Annotated in this window: 11 protein-coding genes; 4 read left to right on the forward strand and 7 right to left on the reverse strand. The window is 50.7% G+C overall.

Annotated features, from left to right (window positions below; translation table 11 throughout):
* Positions 1 to 25: 25 nt before the first annotated feature.
* Together fumA and A6A26_RS00925 are read right to left on the reverse strand one after the other, a co-directional pair.
* On the reverse strand, positions 26 to 1,672 hold the full coding sequence (gene fumA / locus A6A26_RS00920) for a class I fumarate hydratase FumA (protein WP_063877043.1): 1,647 nt from the start codon (positions 1,670 to 1,672) through the stop codon (positions 26 to 28).
* Positions 1,673 to 1,828: 156 nt separating this feature from the next.
* Positions 1,829 to 3,337: a DASS family sodium-coupled anion symporter gene (locus tag A6A26_RS00925; RefSeq protein WP_063877044.1), complete on the reverse strand. Its 1,509-nt coding sequence runs from the start codon at positions 3,335 to 3,337 to the stop codon at positions 1,829 to 1,831.
* A gap of 585 nt (positions 3,338 to 3,922) precedes the next feature.
* Between A6A26_RS00925 and A6A26_RS00930 the strand changes: the two genes are divergently transcribed.
* Positions 3,923 to 6,700: a flavocytochrome c gene (locus A6A26_RS00930; RefSeq protein WP_063877045.1), complete on the forward strand. Its 2,778-nt coding sequence runs from the start codon at positions 3,923 to 3,925 to the stop codon at positions 6,698 to 6,700.
* 66 nt (positions 6,701 to 6,766) lie between these two features.
* Positions 6,767 to 7,735, forward strand: coding sequence for an FAD:protein FMN transferase (locus A6A26_RS00935; RefSeq protein WP_063877046.1), 969 nt, complete (start codon positions 6,767 to 6,769; stop codon positions 7,733 to 7,735).
* On the opposite strand, the gene dcuR is transcribed toward A6A26_RS00935, so the two are convergent.
* Together dcuR and A6A26_RS00945 are read right to left on the reverse strand one after the other, a co-directional pair.
* Complete coding sequence (gene dcuR, locus A6A26_RS00940) at positions 7,729 to 8,448, reverse strand: two-component system response regulator DcuR (protein ID WP_063877047.1); 720 nt, start codon at positions 8,446 to 8,448, stop codon at positions 7,729 to 7,731. The two genes, A6A26_RS00935 and dcuR, sit on opposite strands and share 7 nt — an antisense overlap.
* Positions 8,445 to 10,085, reverse strand: coding sequence for a sensor histidine kinase (locus A6A26_RS00945; protein ID WP_074180957.1), 1,641 nt, complete (start codon positions 10,083 to 10,085; stop codon positions 8,445 to 8,447). The genes dcuR and A6A26_RS00945 overlap by 4 nt, the downstream gene beginning before the upstream one ends.
* Positions 10,086 to 10,344: 259 nt before the next feature.
* Between A6A26_RS00945 and A6A26_RS00950 the strand changes: the two genes are divergently transcribed.
* Both A6A26_RS00950 and mqo read left to right on the forward strand, forming a co-directional pair.
* The gene (locus A6A26_RS00950) at positions 10,345 to 11,289 is read left to right on the forward strand and encodes an Rpn family recombination-promoting nuclease/putative transposase (RefSeq protein ID WP_063877048.1); all 945 of its coding nucleotides are present in this window, start codon (positions 10,345 to 10,347) and stop codon (positions 11,287 to 11,289) included.
* Between the two features lie 371 nt (positions 11,290 to 11,660).
* The gene (gene mqo / locus A6A26_RS00955) at positions 11,661 to 13,316 is read left to right on the forward strand and encodes a malate dehydrogenase (quinone) (protein WP_063877049.1); all 1,656 of its coding nucleotides are present in this window, start codon (positions 11,661 to 11,663) and stop codon (positions 13,314 to 13,316) included.
* 79 nt (positions 13,317 to 13,395) lie between these two features.
* Here the strand turns inward: mqo and A6A26_RS00960 are convergent, their stop codons facing one another.
* From A6A26_RS00960 to A6A26_RS00970, 3 genes are all read right to left on the reverse strand, one after another.
* Positions 13,396 to 13,683, reverse strand: a complete 288-nt coding sequence (locus A6A26_RS00960; protein ID WP_063877050.1) for a VF530 family protein — start codon at positions 13,681 to 13,683, stop codon at positions 13,396 to 13,398.
* A 121-nt stretch (positions 13,684 to 13,804) separates the two neighbouring features.
* The gene (locus A6A26_RS00965) at positions 13,805 to 14,275 is read right to left on the reverse strand and encodes a DUF1203 domain-containing protein (protein WP_063877051.1); all 471 of its coding nucleotides are present in this window, start codon (positions 14,273 to 14,275) and stop codon (positions 13,805 to 13,807) included.
* A gap of 514 nt (positions 14,276 to 14,789) precedes the next feature.
* On the reverse strand, positions 14,790 to 16,256 hold the full coding sequence (locus A6A26_RS00970; protein WP_063877052.1) for a pyridoxal phosphate-dependent decarboxylase family protein: 1,467 nt from the start codon (positions 16,254 to 16,256) through the stop codon (positions 14,790 to 14,792).
* Positions 16,257 to 16,261 lie beyond the last annotated feature (5 nt).

The raw sequence follows: 16,261 nt of genomic DNA on the forward strand, positions 1-16,261 counted from the left end.
GTTTCGTATTGCTGACTGCGTAAGTTTATTTCACACAGCGCGAGCAGTGTTCACGTTCAATATGCTGGAAGAAGTCATTTCCTTTGTCATCAACCAGAATGAAGGCCGGGAAATTCTCTACCTCAATTTTCCAGATGGCTTCCATTCCCAGCTCTGCATACTCCACGCACTCCAGACTCTTGATGCTCTGTTGCGCCAGAACGGCAGCGGGTCCACCAATACTGCCAAGATAGAAACCGCCATGTTTATGACAGGCATCGGTGACCTGCTGGCTACGGTTGCCTTTTGCCAGCATGACTTTGCTGCCGCCATTGGCCTGCAGAAGATCGACATAGGAATCCATACGGCCTGCGGTGGTCGGGCCCAGTGAACCCGACGCATAGCCTTCCGGTGTTTTTGCCGGGCCAGCATAATAGACCGGGTGATCTTTAATGTACTGCGGCAGCCCTTCACCGTTATCAATACGTTCTTTTAATTTGGCATGTGCAATGTCGCGGGCAACAATAATGGTGCCGGTCAGAGACAAACGCGTTGAAACCGGGTATTCCGAAAGCTGAGCAAGGATTTCATTCATTGGACGGTTCAGGTCGATATGAACCACTTCGCCTTCACCCTGCTTGCGCAATGCTTCAGGGATAAAGCGTCCCGGATTGGCTTCCAGTTTTTCAATCCAGATACCGTCGCGGTTGATTTTTGCTTTGATATTGCGGTCGGCGGAACATGAAACACCCATGCCAATGGGGCAGGATGCGCCGTGGCGAGGCAAGCGGACTACGCGGATGTCATGCGCAAAATATTTGCCGCCAAACTGTGCTCCCAGCCCAAGCTGCTGCGCCGCTTCCAGTAACTCCTGCTCAAGCTGAACATCACGGAACGCCTGACCATGCTCGTTACCTTCTGTTGGCAAGCCATCGTAGTAATGGGTCGAGGCCAGCTTTACGGTTTTCAGCGTACTTTCGGCAGAGGTTCCACCTATCACAAAGGCGATATGGTAAGGAGGACAAGCCGCCGTACCCAGCGTGCGCATTTTATCAACCAGATAATTTTTCAACTTGCCCGGGCTGAGCAGCGCTTTGGTTTCCTGATACAAATACGTTTTGTTTGCGGAACCGCCGCCTTTGGCAATACAAAGGAATTTGTATTCATCACCGTCCACGCTGTACAGGTCAATCTGCGCCGGAAGGTTGGTGCCGGTATTCACTTCTTTGTACATATCCAGCGCGGCGTTTTGCGAGTAACGCAGGTTATCTTCGATATAGGTATTGTAGATACCTTGTGACAGCGCCGCCTCATCACCCCCGCCGGTCCAGACTCGCTGGCCTTTTTTCCCCATAATGATGGCCGTGCCCGTGTCCTGACAGGTGGGCAATACACCTTTAGCCGCAATCTCTGAATTGCGTAAAAACTGCAGCGCAACGTACTTATCGTTATTGCTGGCTTCAGGATCGGCCAGAATTGACGCAACCTGCTGCTGGTGGGCGGGGCGCAACATAAAAGAGGCATCATGAAATGCCTGTTGTGCCAACAGGGTCAATGCCTGTGGGTCCACTTTTAAGATGGACTGGCCGTCAAACTCAGCAACGGAAACATAATCAGGGCTGAGCAGATAGTATTCGGTGTCCTCGTGGGTAAGAGGAAAGGGGTTCTGATAAAAAAAAGGTTTGTTCGACATAGTATCTCACTTAATGACGTGCTGGCTCCATTAAGGCAGGCTGACAGGAGCAACATCAAAGGCGAATGAGTTGTTTATTATGCTTGCCAGCCTTTAACACAGGCTGGCAAGTGTTGGCATGTTATCTTATGACGCGTCGAATTGCATTTGGCACCATCAGAACATCCACACCATCCAGGGATAGGCGATTAGCATCATAGCAATCAGGAAGATAGCGCCAAAGATGGTACCCAACCGCCAGTAATCCTTCGTTGGTAAGTAGCCGCTGCCGTAATAAATGGGGCTTGGGCCAGTACCGTAAGGTGTGATGATGCCCATGACACCCAGCGAAGTACACAGCATCAGGCAGAACACCGGCATATTGATACCTGGAATTGAGGCCGCAATGGTCAACATGGCAGGCAGCAACGCGGTAGTGTGCGCGGTGGTACTGGCAAACAGATAGTGCAAGAGGAAGAAGGCAATCAGCAGTACCACAGCGGATATTTGTGGGTCGTACCCTTGCAGCAACATTCCCCCTTCTTTGCCCAGCCAGGCGATAAAGCCTACACGGGCTAAACCATCAGCCAGGGCAACCAGCGTGGCAAACCAGGCAAAGGTGTTCCAGGCGGCTTTATTGCTGGTGATGTCATTCCAGTTGAGAACGCCGGTCCACAGCATCAGGATAATGACCAGCAGGGCTGCCATCGCCGGTTCGATCCATGCGGTGGCAAAAATCCACATCAGCAGCGCACAGACCACAAACACCAGTAACAGAATTTCATTGCGGGTTAGCTTACCCAGTTTTTCCAGCTCAGCGATGGCCCAGCGAGGCACTTCATCATTCACTTTCACTTCCGGCGGGTAGAACCAGTACGCCAGCAGCGGCATTGTCAGAATCAGCAGCAGACCCAGTGGCAGAAAGGCAAGGAACCACATTCCCCATGAAATATCAAAACCAATAACGCTTTTGACTAACGCAAGGGCGAGCAGGTTGGGAGCCAGAGCAGACAGAAACATAGAGCTGGTGATACAGGCGGCAGTGATGGCAACCCACATCAGATAAGATCCAATTTTACGCGCACTGGGATCATTGGGTTTTGAACCATACAGCGGTGGCAGGTTAGCTATGATGGGATAAATGGTGCCGCCACTGCGCGCCGTATTAGACGGGGTGAAAGGGGCCAGCAGTAAGTCAGCGAAGGTAATGGCATAGCCCAGGGTTAAACTCCGGCGGCCCAGGTATTTCACCAGAATCAGTGCCAGACGGCGACCAAACTGGGTTTTGTCATAGCCGGCGGCAAACATAAATGCGCCGAAAATCAGCCACACCGTTGAGTTACCAAAGCCACTCACCGCCCATTTGAATGACTCGGTGGCCAGCTTAAATTTGGGATTGGCCAGCTCTGCCGGGCTAAAAAGCAGAAACTGACTGAACAGGGCAATGACGACCACCCCGGTCAGGCCAATTACTGCGCCGGGTAACGGTTCAAAAATCAGCCCGACGATAACGCCAACGAAGATAGCAAAGAAGTGCCATGCATAAGGCTCAAGACCTGATGGCACGGGAACAAGTAATAAAAGCACGGCTACCACAATCGGTAGAATTAACATCAGCGCTTTATTTTTGCCCGCAGCTGCAGGGGCTGCTTTTGGGGGCTCTTTGACGTTTGAGAGTGTTTTCATAGTATTTTTCTACGTGTTAAGGATAATTCGATCTGCGTCCCGGCTATTCATCAATACTTGCCTTTTTATTCTTGTTTATGCGAATAAACCGTGATGCTTTATATTTTTTAAGCGTTTCTACGAGTGCGATGCAGAAACTTTAAGAGGTCATGTCGATATGATGCGATTTATTCCAAATAAAATATTGATCCAGATCAAGTAAGTTAAATTATATTTTTAATTTTTAACAATCATATTTTTTATAACGTATAAATAGATTAAATATATTAATTAATAAAGTTTTTTGGCGGTTTTTTGAATGATGGCCAACAAAAATACCTTTTTAATCTGTTGTTTTTATTGGTTATTTTTAATTTTATGCTTTCAATTGATTTTAGTTAACTATTGGTTAACAATAAATATACATTACGATTTCGTTTTTCGCAAATAGCCATGCAGAAATATTTAAAAGTTAAATAATTAAAATTATAGCTTATGAAACTAAAATAATTGGTATATTAGTGTCATGACATCGGACCACTTAATTATTAATAAAATAGCGTCCGCAAAAAATTCCCAGCTTTTGAAATTTTGGAGTTAATCGCAATGAATACACTCACCCCCATTCTCAATCCCATTACTTTGCCGCGGGGCGCGGTTTTAAAAAATCGCCTGATAATGGCACCGATGACAACCTGTACGGGATTTTATGACGGAACCGTCACCAGTGAACTGGTTGAATATTATCGTGCCCGTGCTGGCAGTATCGGAACGGTCATTGTTGAATGCTGCTTTATCGATCCGCATGGCCCCGCGTTTCCAGGTGCCATTGCCATCGACAGTGATAACAAAATACCGGGTTTAAAGAGAATCGCTGACGCCATCAAGCAAGAAGGATCGACGGCGATTTTACAGATCTATCATGGTGGTCGCATGGTTGAGCCTGAGCTAATAGGCGGTAAAACGCCTGTTGCTCCAAGCGCGATTGCCGCACCGCGGGAAGGCGCAACGACACCACGTGCGTTAACGGCTGAGGAAGTCGAAACCATGATCACCAAGTTTGGTGATGCCGTTAACCGCGCCATCAAAGCCGGTTTTGATGGTGTGGAAATCCATGGTGCAAATACCTATCTGATTCAGCAGTTTTACTCCCCCAATTCAAACCAACGCGAGGATAAGTGGGGCGGCAGCCGCGATAACCGTGCCCGGTTTCCCTTAGAAGTCCTGGAAATCACCCATAAAATGGCCGCGCGATTTGCGCATAACGGATTTATTATCGGCTATCGCTTTTCCCCTGAAGAAATTGAAGTTCCGGGTATCCGCTTTGAGGATACCCTGTACTTACTGGAAAAGCTGGCGGCACGCGGGCTGGATTATGTTCACTTTTCCGTTGGACAGCTCATGCGCCCGTCAATCGTAGATACCCGCGATCCGACGCCGCTCATTGAAAAGTTCGTCGCCATGCGCTCCGCAACCCTGGCAAAAGTGCCGGTGATTGGTGTTGGCGGCGTGATAAACAAAGAAGATGCAGAGAAAGCGCTGGAAAAAGGCTACGACCTGGTTGCGATCGGGAAAGCCTGTATCGCTTATCCAGACTGGACAGACCGCATCATCAATAATGAGCACCTCGAACTCTATATCGACAGTAACAAACGTGAAGCGTTACTGATCCCTGAGCCGCTGTGGCGCTTCTCGCTGGTTGACGCGATGATTCGTGACATGAGCGAAACCGGACGTAAATACAAAGCCGGGGTTTATCAGGAGAAAGTGGAGGCCGAGGCGCTGAAGCTGAAAATCAACGTCACGCTGGATACCGACCGTATTACGGATATTTCTCTGGTGCCGGACGATACGCTCGACGTCGACTTCACCACCACGTTTGAAAGCCTGCGTAATCGTATTTTGGTGGCTAACAGCCCGCACGTGGATGCTATCACCGGTGCGACAACGCAGAGTGAGGCGCTGAAAAAAGCGGTTTCACGTGCGATGACCACATCCAATAAAGCCCATGTGATTGAGGAGGGCGGCAATCCGAACGCGCCGCAGCAGTATGATGTCGTGGTCGTGGGAAGTGGTGGTGCCGGGCTGGCTGCGGCTATTCAGGCTCATGATGAAGGCGCCAAAGTGGTTGTCATTGAAAAAATGCCCACTATCGGTGGCAACACCATTAAAGCGTCTGTCGGAATGAACGCGGCAGAAACGCGCTTTCAGAAACTAAAAGGGATTGAAGACAGTAAAGAACTGTTTTATGAAGAAACCCTCAAGGGCGGCAAATTTAAAAATAACCCAACCCTGTTGCGCGAATTTGTGGATTTGGCGCCCGAGGCGATTGACTGGCTGGCTGATCACGGTATTGAACTGAATGACATTACCATCACCGGTGGCATGAGTATTGACCGTACACACCGTCCTGCCGACCGCTCAGCGGTAGGGGGCTTCCTGATCAGTGGACTGGTGAAAAATATTAATAACCGCAACATCGATGTGTTGCTGGAAACTGCCGTAGAGGAAATCCTGTTTGAAAATGGGGCGGTCAGCGGTGTGAAAGTGGTGGACGAATACAATGACAGCCGCATCCTCAATGCGAAAAGTGTCATCGTAGCAACAGGCGGTTTCAGCGCTAACCGGGAAATGGTGGTCAAATACCGTCCTGAGCTGGATGGTTTTGTTACCACTAACCATAAAGGTGCCACCGGCGCGGGCATCGCAATGTTGCAAAAAATTGGCGCAGATACCGTGGACATGGGTGAAATTCAGATTCACCCAACGGTTGAACAGACAACGTCCTATCTGGTTTCCGAGTCCATTCGTGGCGGTGGGGCCATTCTGGTCAGCCAGGCGGGACAGCGTTTCTGTAATGAAATGGAAACCCGCGATAAAGTCTCGGCACAGATTATTGCGCTGCCAGAGAAAAGCGCCTGGATTGTGTTTGACGAGCAGGTCCGTATGAATAACAAAGCGGCTGATGAGTATATTGCCAAAGGTTTTGTCATCAGTGCTCCCACCGTCGGTGAACTGGCAGTGAAACTGAATATGGAGCATCAGACGCTGGAAGACACATTGCAACGCTACAACGGGTTTGTTGTGCAACAGAAAGACGTCGATTTTGACCGACAGACGGCGCTGCGCCATCCGTTGAATGAAGGGCCTTTCCATGCCATTCGTATCGCCCCTGGCGTTCACCATACGATGGGCGGTGTCACCATCGATACCACCACGGCGGTGCTTGACAGTGAAAAACAGGCCATCAACGGTGCCTGGGCGTGCGGTGAAGTCGTCGGCGGTATTCACGGCGCAAACCGTATCGGCGGTAACGCCGTTGCGGATATCATCATCTTCGGTATTCTGGCCGGCGCAAACGCAGCGGCTTTTGCCAAACGTTAAGCCGTGACATCCGGCATCTGCCAGCACGCAGATGCCGGTTTTATTTCATTCAGGGCCGTGTCGCTTATGCAAACCGATTCGCAAGTTTATGCTTATTCTGCCGTCCTGATGGGATCGCCCATTCTGCTTAAGCTGTTTGATCATAACGAAAAGCTTGCCGCTCAGGCTTTCAGGTTAATTAAACAGTATGAGAATCTGCTGACGGTTAACCGGGTGCACTCCGAAGTGATGGCTGTTAACCATGCTGCAGGTCTGCATCCTGTGAGCGTCAGTCAACCCGTCTTTGATTTGATTCAGCGCGCATTAACGGTCAGCCTGTTGCCAGGCAGCAGTTTTAATCTGGCGATTGGTCCGCTGGTAAAATGTTGGAAGATTGGCTTTCAGGGCGACAGCGTTCCTGCGCGGAAGACCTTGCTGGCGACGTTGCCCTTAACCGATCCGGAGAACGTCGAGCTTGATGCTGACAGCCGGGCAGTCTTTCTGAAAAAAGCGGGGATGGAGATTGATTTAGGCGCGATCGCCAAAGGCTACATCGCCGATCGGGTGCAGGCATTTTTGCAGCAGCAGGGTGTGGACAGTGCCCTGATTAACCTTGGCGGCAACGTGCAGACGTTGGGCGCACCACGCGATGCGCCGCAGCAAGGATGGGCTATCGGTCTGAAAACTCCATTTGCAGCGCAGGATGCACTGATTGGCGTCATTCATGTGGTTAACAAATCAGTAGTGACGTCCGGCATCTATGAGCGGTACTTCGAACGGGACGGCGTCTGTTACCACCATATTCTTGACCGGCATACCGGCTATCCGCTGGATAATGAACTGCTTAGCGTGACCATTATTTCGGACCAGTCAATCGATGGTGATATTTTCACCACGCTGATTTATGGCATGGGCGTTGTAAAGGGCATCGACTATCTGAAAACCTTTCCTGACATTGAAGCCATCTTTGTGACGCGCGACAAGCAGGTCATTTGTTCGTCACAACGCCACTTCAGCTTCACCTTACTGGATAATAGCTATCAGCTTCATCACTGACAGTACTGGCGTAAAAGCGCGTGGTACTCAGGTTGCAGACGATAGCGATAAACCGGTCGACCCGTTACACCATAATGGATGCTGGTAAATAAAATATTGCTCTGAGCCAGCCAAATCAAATACTTACGACAGGATACGCGCGATATATTCACCTCGGTTGCCAGCTCATCGGTCGAGAACTCTGTACCGGGATGCGCATCAATCCATAAACAGAGGGTGCGCAGTGTCTGCGGCGTCAGCCCTTTTGGCAGACGTTTTGTCTCGTTGGCATTGGCCTGATTACCGTGCAACAGCTGATCGACATCGGCTTGCTGATAAAACTGATGATTATCCATCAATCGTTTTTTCTGGCGCCAGCCGGTCAGGGCTTCTTCGAAGCGCGAAAACTGAAACGGTTTAATCAGATAATCGACGACACCATAATTCAGAGACGTTTTGATCGTCGCCGCATCGGCAGCAGAAGAGATGATAATGACGTCAATCGGGCGACCTGCACTACGCAGCTCGGGTAACAGGTCCAGTCCGTTTTCCTGCTGCATATAAATATCCAGCAAAATAAGATCAACGGCCGGATCTGTCTTTAACAGTCGCTCTTTGGCTTGCAGTAAGGTGGACGCAGTGCCACAGCAGGTAAAACCGTCAATCTGCCCGATATAGCATCGGTTCAGCTCGGCCACCATGGCATCATCGTCTACAACTAACACATTGATCATTCGTTAATATTTCCTCTTTCCCACGGAAGCTGAACCAGGAACTGGGTGTACACGCCCGGCTCGGATTCAACGCTGACGTTACCGCCCAGGCTTTCCGTTTGTTGCTTGAGTAAAAACAGTCCAACGCCACGATCTTCACCTTTGGTAGAGACGCCGCGTTCGAAAATAGCGGCTATCTGATCGGCAGTAATCCCGGGGCCGTCGTCGCTGACCTCACATGACAGCCAGCCGTTTTGATAATGCAGCATGACATGGATTTCCCCTTCCACTTCCGGATCAAGCGCTTCAAGCGCGTTTTCAATCAGATTCCCCAGCACCGTGATTAATGCGGCGACTTGCTGCTCACTGCCGTTGTCGGGCAGATAGCTGGCTTCGCTCAGGATCAACTGATGGCCTTCATCGGTCACGCGGTTAATTTTGCTCAGCAGGAAGCCCGCAATGACAGGCGACTTAATCTTCTGCAGCAGCGAGCCAATCTCTGTCTGATAGTTATTGGCCGTTTTAAGAATGTACTCTTCCATCTGCGCATAGTTTTTCATATGCAGCAGCCCAAGGATCACATGGAGTTTGTTCATGAACTCATGGGAGCGTTCCCGCAGTGCATCGACATAGTTTACCATGCCATCAAGACGCTGCATCAGCTGACTGATTTCTGTTTTATCCCTGAAGGTACTTACCGCGCCGATAATGCTGTCGCGGCTCCGCACCGGCACGGTGTTACTGATCAGTATTTTGCCCCGTACGTTCAGTTCTTCGTCATACGAGGCCTTGCCATCATGTAATGCTTCGCGCAGGTGGGTCAGCATTTGTGCGTTTTCCGGCACGCGGTCGCCGCTCAGAAAGGCTTCGCGGGTGGTTTCTTTTAACAGCTGCTGAGCGGCCTGGTTGATAAGGCTGACGCGGGATTGATCATCAACGGCAATCACGCCCTCTTTGATGGAATCGAGAATAGCCTGACGCTGTTCAAACAAGCTGGAGATCTCATAAGGTTCTAATCCAAGTAAGATGCGCTTCAGGCGTTTCACTAAGATTAAAATGCCAAGCATGCCAACCAGGCCACCAAACAGTACCGTCCAGAGGATATTCCAGCGGCTTTTGGCGATCTGCGCCGCGACATCGTTAACAGAAATCCCTATCGCCACCACACCAATTTGCTGATGCGCCTGATTAAAAACAGGCGTGAAGACTCTGAGTGCTTCAACCAGTACGCCATGATTGACCGCGACATTTTCCCTGCCACGCAGCGCCGGATTGATATCGTCCCCGACGAAGTGCTGATTAACCACTTCAGGGTTCGGGTGAGAAAAACGAATGCCGCGCATATCGGTTACCACGACGAACAGCAAATCGTTACGTTTACGCGTTGCCTGCGCAATGGGCTGGATGATAGCGCTGCCGTCAGGCCGGGTCAGCGCCTGCTGAATCTCAGGGCTGTCAGCCAGGGTCCGTGCCACCGCCAGCGCTTTATCTTTCACATGCGAGCGTGTGAAATTATCGATTTGAATGTAGTAAAGCAGATGGACGCTGAGTAATACGGTCATCAGCACGGCTGCCATCATCAGTGACGATAAGGTGCTGAGCTTCATCGGGCGCTTTTTTGACGAACGGTGTGGCCGGGATACATTCATAGTGAGCATCAGAAGTGTTAAGGGTCGCGGTGCAACATACGCGAAGTCGTGGCACCAGTACAGTTTGAGCCTGACATCCGGCAAATTAAGCCGGTTAGCGTGCTTTCGACCGCGTATGTCTGGCATGATAACGAGCAACGCTTGTGGCTCCTATTGACAGCATGGCAGGTAAATCAGCGCGTGCTGTGCAAAATGTCTGTGTGAGTCGACAAATTCGGTTTCGCGCCCATTCCCTTTACGCCAGGTTGCGATTTCAGAGTCAGGAAAGATGAAGAAAAAAAACACGACGCCCACGCCTCACGATGCGACCTTCCGACAGTTTCTTACACAGCCAGAGATTGCGCGGGATTTTATGGAATTGCACCTGCCTGCGGAATTACGGGCGGTTTGCGACCTCAGCACGTTAAAACTCGAATCAGGTTCATTCGTTGAAGATGACCTACGCCAATATTTCAGTGACGTGTTGTACAGTCTGAAAACCACCCATGGCGACGATGGCTACGTTCATGTGTTGATCGAACATCAGTCCTCACCTGATAAGCACATGGCATTCAGATTGCTGCGTTACGCTGTGGCCGCGATGCAGCGCCACCTTGAAGCCGGCCATAAAACATTACCGCTGGTGATTCCGGTCTTGTTCTATACCGGTAAACGTAGCCCGTATCCTTATTCCACGCGCTGGCTGGATGAGTTTACCGATCCTGCGCTGGCCAGCAGGCTATACGGCGAGGCGTTCCCGCTGGTGGATGTCACCATTATTCCTGACGAGGAGATTGCTGAGCACCGCAGTATGGCGGCACTAACCCTGCTGCAGAAGCATATTCACCAGCGTGATTTAGCCGAGTTGGTGGATAAGCTGGTCCCAGTATTGCTGGCGGGCTATCTTTCTTCATCACAGGTCATATCGCTGATACACTACATTGTGCAGGCGGGCGAAACCGCCGATGCTGAAGCGTTGGTAAGAGAACTGGCACATCGCGTGCCGCAACACGGAGATGCACTGATGACCATTGCACAACAGCTTGAACAAAAAGGGATTGAAAAAGGCATGGAAAAAGGCATCCAGCTGGGTCGCGAAGAAGGCCGCTCTGAAGGGGAACGCGAAGCGACACTGAAAATTGCCCGCACAATGCTGCAAAGCGGCCTTGATCGTGAGACGGTAATGAAAATGACCGGGCTGAACGAAGACGACCTCGCGCTGATCCGTCACTAAGTGGTGCCCGTAGCGGCAGGCTATTGCCAGACAATGTAAATAGCCATTCGGCGTTTATTCGCAAACAGTTGTAAAAGCCCTTCAGGCTGCCTGCCAGGCTAATAGTGACGCAGAGTAAGGCCGGATCTGCTCTTATCATTGTTTCTTAGCCTCACACAGAATATTTGTGTTAAGGCATTGAATATTGCGAAACGCCCGTTTATTGTGTGGTTAAAATATATCGATAACAAAGTTAACCTTTTGTAACTAAATTAACTGCACCATCCTGCCTTTTAATTTTTTAACTATTTTCATATTAACTACGCAATAACAATATTTTAAAATTTCGGGACTTTTTTTAACCAGTTCTCCACAAAAATCGTAGATCCCGAATGATTAAATCAACTAAATTTGTACCTGCATTGTCGCTTGCAGCGTTACTCGTTTCTTCAGTTACCCACGCTGAAAATTCACCAGAAAAAACTGATGTCCTGCTGATTGGCGGCGGTATCATGAGCGCCTCTCTGGGCACCCTGCTGGAAGAGCTGCAGCCTGGCTGGAAACAGATCATGGTTGAGAAGCTTGATCGTGTTGCGCTGGAATCCTCTAATGGCTGGAATAATGCCGGCACCGGCCACTCTGCCAACATGGAGCTGAACTACACGCCCGAGCGTGCAGACGGTTCTATCGACGTGACCAAAGCACTGGAAATCAATGAAGCATTCATGATTTCTCGCCAGTTCTGGAGTTCTCAGGTTAAAGATGGCGTGTTAAATAACCCGCGCTCGTTCATTAACTCAACGCCGCATATGAGCTTCGTCTGGGGTGATAACGTTGATTACCTGACCAAACGCTATGCTGCGCTGCAGAAAACCGTGCTGTTCCAGGGCATGAAATTCTCAACCGATCACAAGCAGATTGAACAGTGGGCACCGCTGGTCATGGAAGGGCGCGATCCACAACAAAAAGTGGCAGCAACCTGGACGCCAGTGGGAACCGATGTTAACTACGGTGAAATTACCCGTCAGTTAATTGGCAGCCTGAAGAAGAACGATAATTTCCGTCTGGAAACCTCTTCAGAAGTGACCGATTTCAAACGTAACGGTGATAATTCCTGGCACGTTACCATCAAAGACGCCAAAAACGGCGGCGAACGTACTGTCGACGCGAAATATGTGTTTATTGGTGCAGGTGGTGGTGCGCTTAAACTGCTGCAAAAAACCGGTATTCCGGAAGCCGACAACTATGCAGGTTTCCCGGTCGGGGGCTCTTTCCTGGTCACAGAGAACACTGCCATTGCCGATCGCCATTTAGCGAAAGTCTATGGCCAGGCGTCGGTAGGTGCACCACCGATGTCGGTTCCGCATCTGGATACCCGCTATCTTGATGGTAAACGTGTAGTGTTGTTTGGACCTTTTGCAACGTTCTCAACCAAGTTCCTGAAAAATGGTTCGCTGTTTGATTTACTGAGCACCACGACCACCAGCAACGTTATGCCGATGACGCACGTGGGCATGGATAACTTCGACCTGGTGAAATACCTGATCGGTCAGGTTATGCTGAGCGATGATGACCGTTTCGCCGCGCTGAAAGAGTATTATCCTGACGCGAAGAAAGAAGACTGGAAACTGATTCAGGCCGGTCAGCGCGTACAGATCATCAAGAAAGATGCGGAGAAAGGCGGCGTGCTGAAACTGGGTACGGAAATCGTGACCGATCAGCAGAAAACCGTTGCCGCCTTGTTGGGCGCATCGCCTGGCGCGTCGACCGCCGCGCCCATCGCGATCAATGTGATGCAGAAACTGTTCCCTGAACAATTCAAGTCAGCAGAATGGCAGGAAAAAATCCGTAAAATCGTTCCTGCCTATGGTCAGAAACTTAACGACAATCCTGCGCTCACGCAGCAGGTTTGGGATGAAACAGCAGCAACGCTGCAGCTGACCAAGCCACCGGTTATTCAGATGGGAAATCAGCCAACTGAAGCGCCTGCCGCTAACAGCGAAAAAGCACCTGCTCCAGCCTCGGCTAAGCACGATATGGCGCTGTAATGTTGTAATTGAGAAAAACGAAGCCCGCGTCATTGATGACGCGGGCTTTTTTTACGTCTAAACAATGCGGTAAAAATTATCAGGTTTTATCGCCGCGCCAGTTAGCCCAGGGATCATCAGTGGCTGGGGGCGCAGAATCCGGCTCAGATTCACTCAATGAAGCCAGATAGAGCGCTTCCACTTCGGCACGCGCCCAGGGCGTTCGGCGCAAAAACTTCAGGCTGGACTTTACGCTGGGATCGCTTTTAAAACAGTTAATATTGATACGCTTGCTCAGTTCAGGCCAGCCATACTGTTCGACCAGGCTGTTGACCTGCATTTCAAGCGTAATGCCATGCAGGGGATCTTTAGAGGCGTGAACGTTCATCGTCTTTCCGCTTAATGCTGTCAAACCTTGATCCTGCGGGATGGCGTTGCATGGCGCAAGTGTTTACTGAACATAAACCCTGCTTGCCCTGAAGATCTGCTGCACGGATGCGGTAGAGAGGTTACGTAATGCGCTCAACCAGACAGGAATAACATCCCTGTTTTGCATTGTGCACCTGGATATAACAGACCGCCGGGTTGGCAAAAAAACGCATTATCATCTCGTCTGCGGCGCTTCCTTCACAGACGTCTGCTTGCGTCAGATAATCATGCCCATCAAAACCCCGTAACGAAAGCAGCCGGTGCGTCATGACCGCAGGTATTTCATCTGTGTAAATTCCCTGCTGGGTCCAGTTTTCCCAAAGATAGATCGCATGAGAACCAAAATAGGGCGTTTGGGCCGGCTGATAGAGATGATTAATCAGCAGCGCGGTTTCGCCTGCCGGGATATCGCGCAGGGAAATTCTGTCGGGATAGCCAGGATGACTATCGACCTTTTTTCTTATCACCCCATGTTGTTTTAAATAGCCTTCATCCTGTCCAAAAAAATGGATATAGGGATCGGCTTTCAGGCCTGAGATTCGGTATTTCATTTCATCCTCCGTTCATTAACAGACGGACAGTATCCTCTGTTGGTCGGAAGTACTCGCTGTTTTCGGCCACTGAGATCGCTGCGTGAAGCCGTTGGCGGATGGCGTTTTTCGCAGTGCTATAACATGCTTCCTGCGTTAACAGAACTGTTTCAGGTGCGTTTCAGAGATGATTGACGTCAGCGATGGTGAGCATTGACCTGGCGCGTTTTTCCCGATGGCAGGGCCTGGAAAGGAATACACATTATCGGCATCTTGCCGGCTCTTCGCTTTGAAAAAGACCGAGGGGAAGACGGTTTACCCTGCAGGACGTCCATGAGGGCTGCAATGAAGGATGAGCGTGTTGTCTCCAGAGCACACAGCAGACGACGCCACGGTTGTCAGCCAGTAAAATGGAACAGGTACCAGGGGAAATGCCGCTTTAATATCGGCGACAGTTGTTAAGGCGATGATTGGAGTAGGCAGGTCTGGCAGAAAGCAACCGTCCGGTGACAGTGTCACCGGACGGTTATCGCACTTAGCGCAATGACTCGGCGGTCTTCTCCAGCAGCGTCAGCAGGACAGTAATATCCTCCAGCGTGACCGTTGGATTCAACAACGTCATTTTCAAACAGGTCACACCGTTGTGCTCGGTTACGCCAACGTTGGCGCGACCCGATTCCAGCAACGCATCACCAATACGCTGATTGAACAGGGCAACGTCTGCATCGCTCCAGCCCGTTAGCGGCTGTGGACGATAACGGAACAGCACGCTCGCCAGCTGTGGTTTCATTACCAACTCCAGCGCATCTTGCTGCTCAATAAACTGAGCGACCTGCTGTGCCAGGGTTACGCCATGATCGATGATCTCGGCATACTGTTTCTGGCCGAGGGCTTCCAGCCCCATCCACAGTTTCAACGCATCGAAACGGCGGGTGGTCTGCAACGATTTTGAGACCAGATTTGGCACGCCCTGCGCTTCATCAAACTCAGAGTTCAGGTACGCAGCCTGATAGCGCATCAACTCGTAGTGACGGGCTTCTTTTAACAGGAACGCCCCGCAGCTGATGGTCTGGAAAAACTGTTTGTGGAAGTCCAGCGTCACGGAATCCACCAGATCCAGGCCATCCAGGTAATGACGATATTTCTCTGACAGCAGCAGCGCGCCGCCCCAGGCCGCGTCAACGTGCACCCAGATTTGTTGTTCTGCGGCCAGTTTGACGATATCACGCAGCGGATCGATGGCACCGGCATCGGTGGTGCCTGCCGTCGCGACAATGGCCAGCACCTGTTCGTTGTTGGCCCTGGCCTGTGCCAGTTTCTCCGCCAGATCGGTCATGTCCATGCGTGCAAACGCATCGCATTTCACCAACGTCACGGACTGGTAGCCTAAGCCGAGCAGCGCCATGTTCTTTTGCACTGAGAAGTGGGCATTCTCTGAACAAAAGACTTTGATCTTTCTGAGATCGCCAGTCAGACCGTCCTGCTGTACAGAATGACCCTGACGGGCAAAGAACGCGTCACGCGCCAGCATCAAACCCATCAGATTGCTTTGGGTTCCGCCGCTGGTGAACACGCCGGCATCGCCCGCCTGATAGCCAACCTGGGAACGCAGCCATTCGATCAGCTTCATTTCAATGAGGGTGGCAGAGGGTGCCTGATCCCACGAATCCATACTCTGGTTCGTGGCGTTAATCAGCACTTCAGCCGCCTGGCTAATCACCAGACTAGGGCAATGCAAATGCGCAACACACTGCGGATGATGCACCGACAGGCTGTCTTTCAGGAAATACTCAATCGCGCGTTCGATGGCGACCTGGTTGCCCAGGCCCTCTGGATTAAAGTCCAGCTTGATGCGTTCGCGCAGTTCTGCAACCGTTTTACCCTGATACATCTCAGGCTGTTCCAGCCACTTAACGACTGCCGCACTGCTTTGTGCGATAGCCTGCTGGTAAGCCTCAGTGCTTTGCACTGAGGACGCCAGAATTGGATTTGACCGTGACATCGACT

This window comes from Pantoea sp. OXWO6B1, assembly GCF_001641135.1.
Classification (GTDB): domain Bacteria; phylum Pseudomonadota; class Gammaproteobacteria; order Enterobacterales; family Enterobacteriaceae; genus Pantoea; species Pantoea allii.

Coding starts and splice junctions, on each gene's coding strand:
- fumA (WP_063877043.1), bottom strand. CDS start 1,672: ATGTCGAACAAACCTTTTTTTTATCAGAACCCCTTTCCTCTTACCCAC.
- A6A26_RS00925 (WP_063877044.1), bottom strand. CDS start 3,337: ATGAAAACACTCTCAAACGTCAAAGAGCCCCCAAAAGCAGCCCCTGCA.
- A6A26_RS00930 (WP_063877045.1), top strand. CDS start 3,923: ATGAATACACTCACCCCCATTCTCAATCCCATTACTTTGCCGCGGGGC.
- A6A26_RS00935 (WP_063877046.1), top strand. CDS start 6,767: ATGCAAACCGATTCGCAAGTTTATGCTTATTCTGCCGTCCTGATGGGA.
- dcuR (WP_063877047.1), bottom strand. CDS start 8,448: ATGATCAATGTGTTAGTTGTAGACGATGATGCCATGGTGGCCGAGCTG.
- A6A26_RS00945 (WP_074180957.1), bottom strand. CDS start 10,085: ATGCTCACTATGAATGTATCCCGGCCACACCGTTCGTCAAAAAAGCGC.
- A6A26_RS00950 (WP_063877048.1), top strand. CDS start 10,345: ATGAAGAAAAAAAACACGACGCCCACGCCTCACGATGCGACCTTCCGA.
- mqo (WP_063877049.1), top strand. CDS start 11,661: ATGATTAAATCAACTAAATTTGTACCTGCATTGTCGCTTGCAGCGTTA.
- A6A26_RS00960 (WP_063877050.1), bottom strand. CDS start 13,683: ATGAACGTTCACGCCTCTAAAGATCCCCTGCATGGCATTACGCTTGAA.
- A6A26_RS00965 (WP_063877051.1), bottom strand. CDS start 14,275: ATGAAATACCGAATCTCAGGCCTGAAAGCCGATCCCTATATCCATTTT.
- A6A26_RS00970 (WP_063877052.1), bottom strand. CDS start 16,256: ATGTCACGGTCAAATCCAATTCTGGCGTCCTCAGTGCAAAGCACTGAG.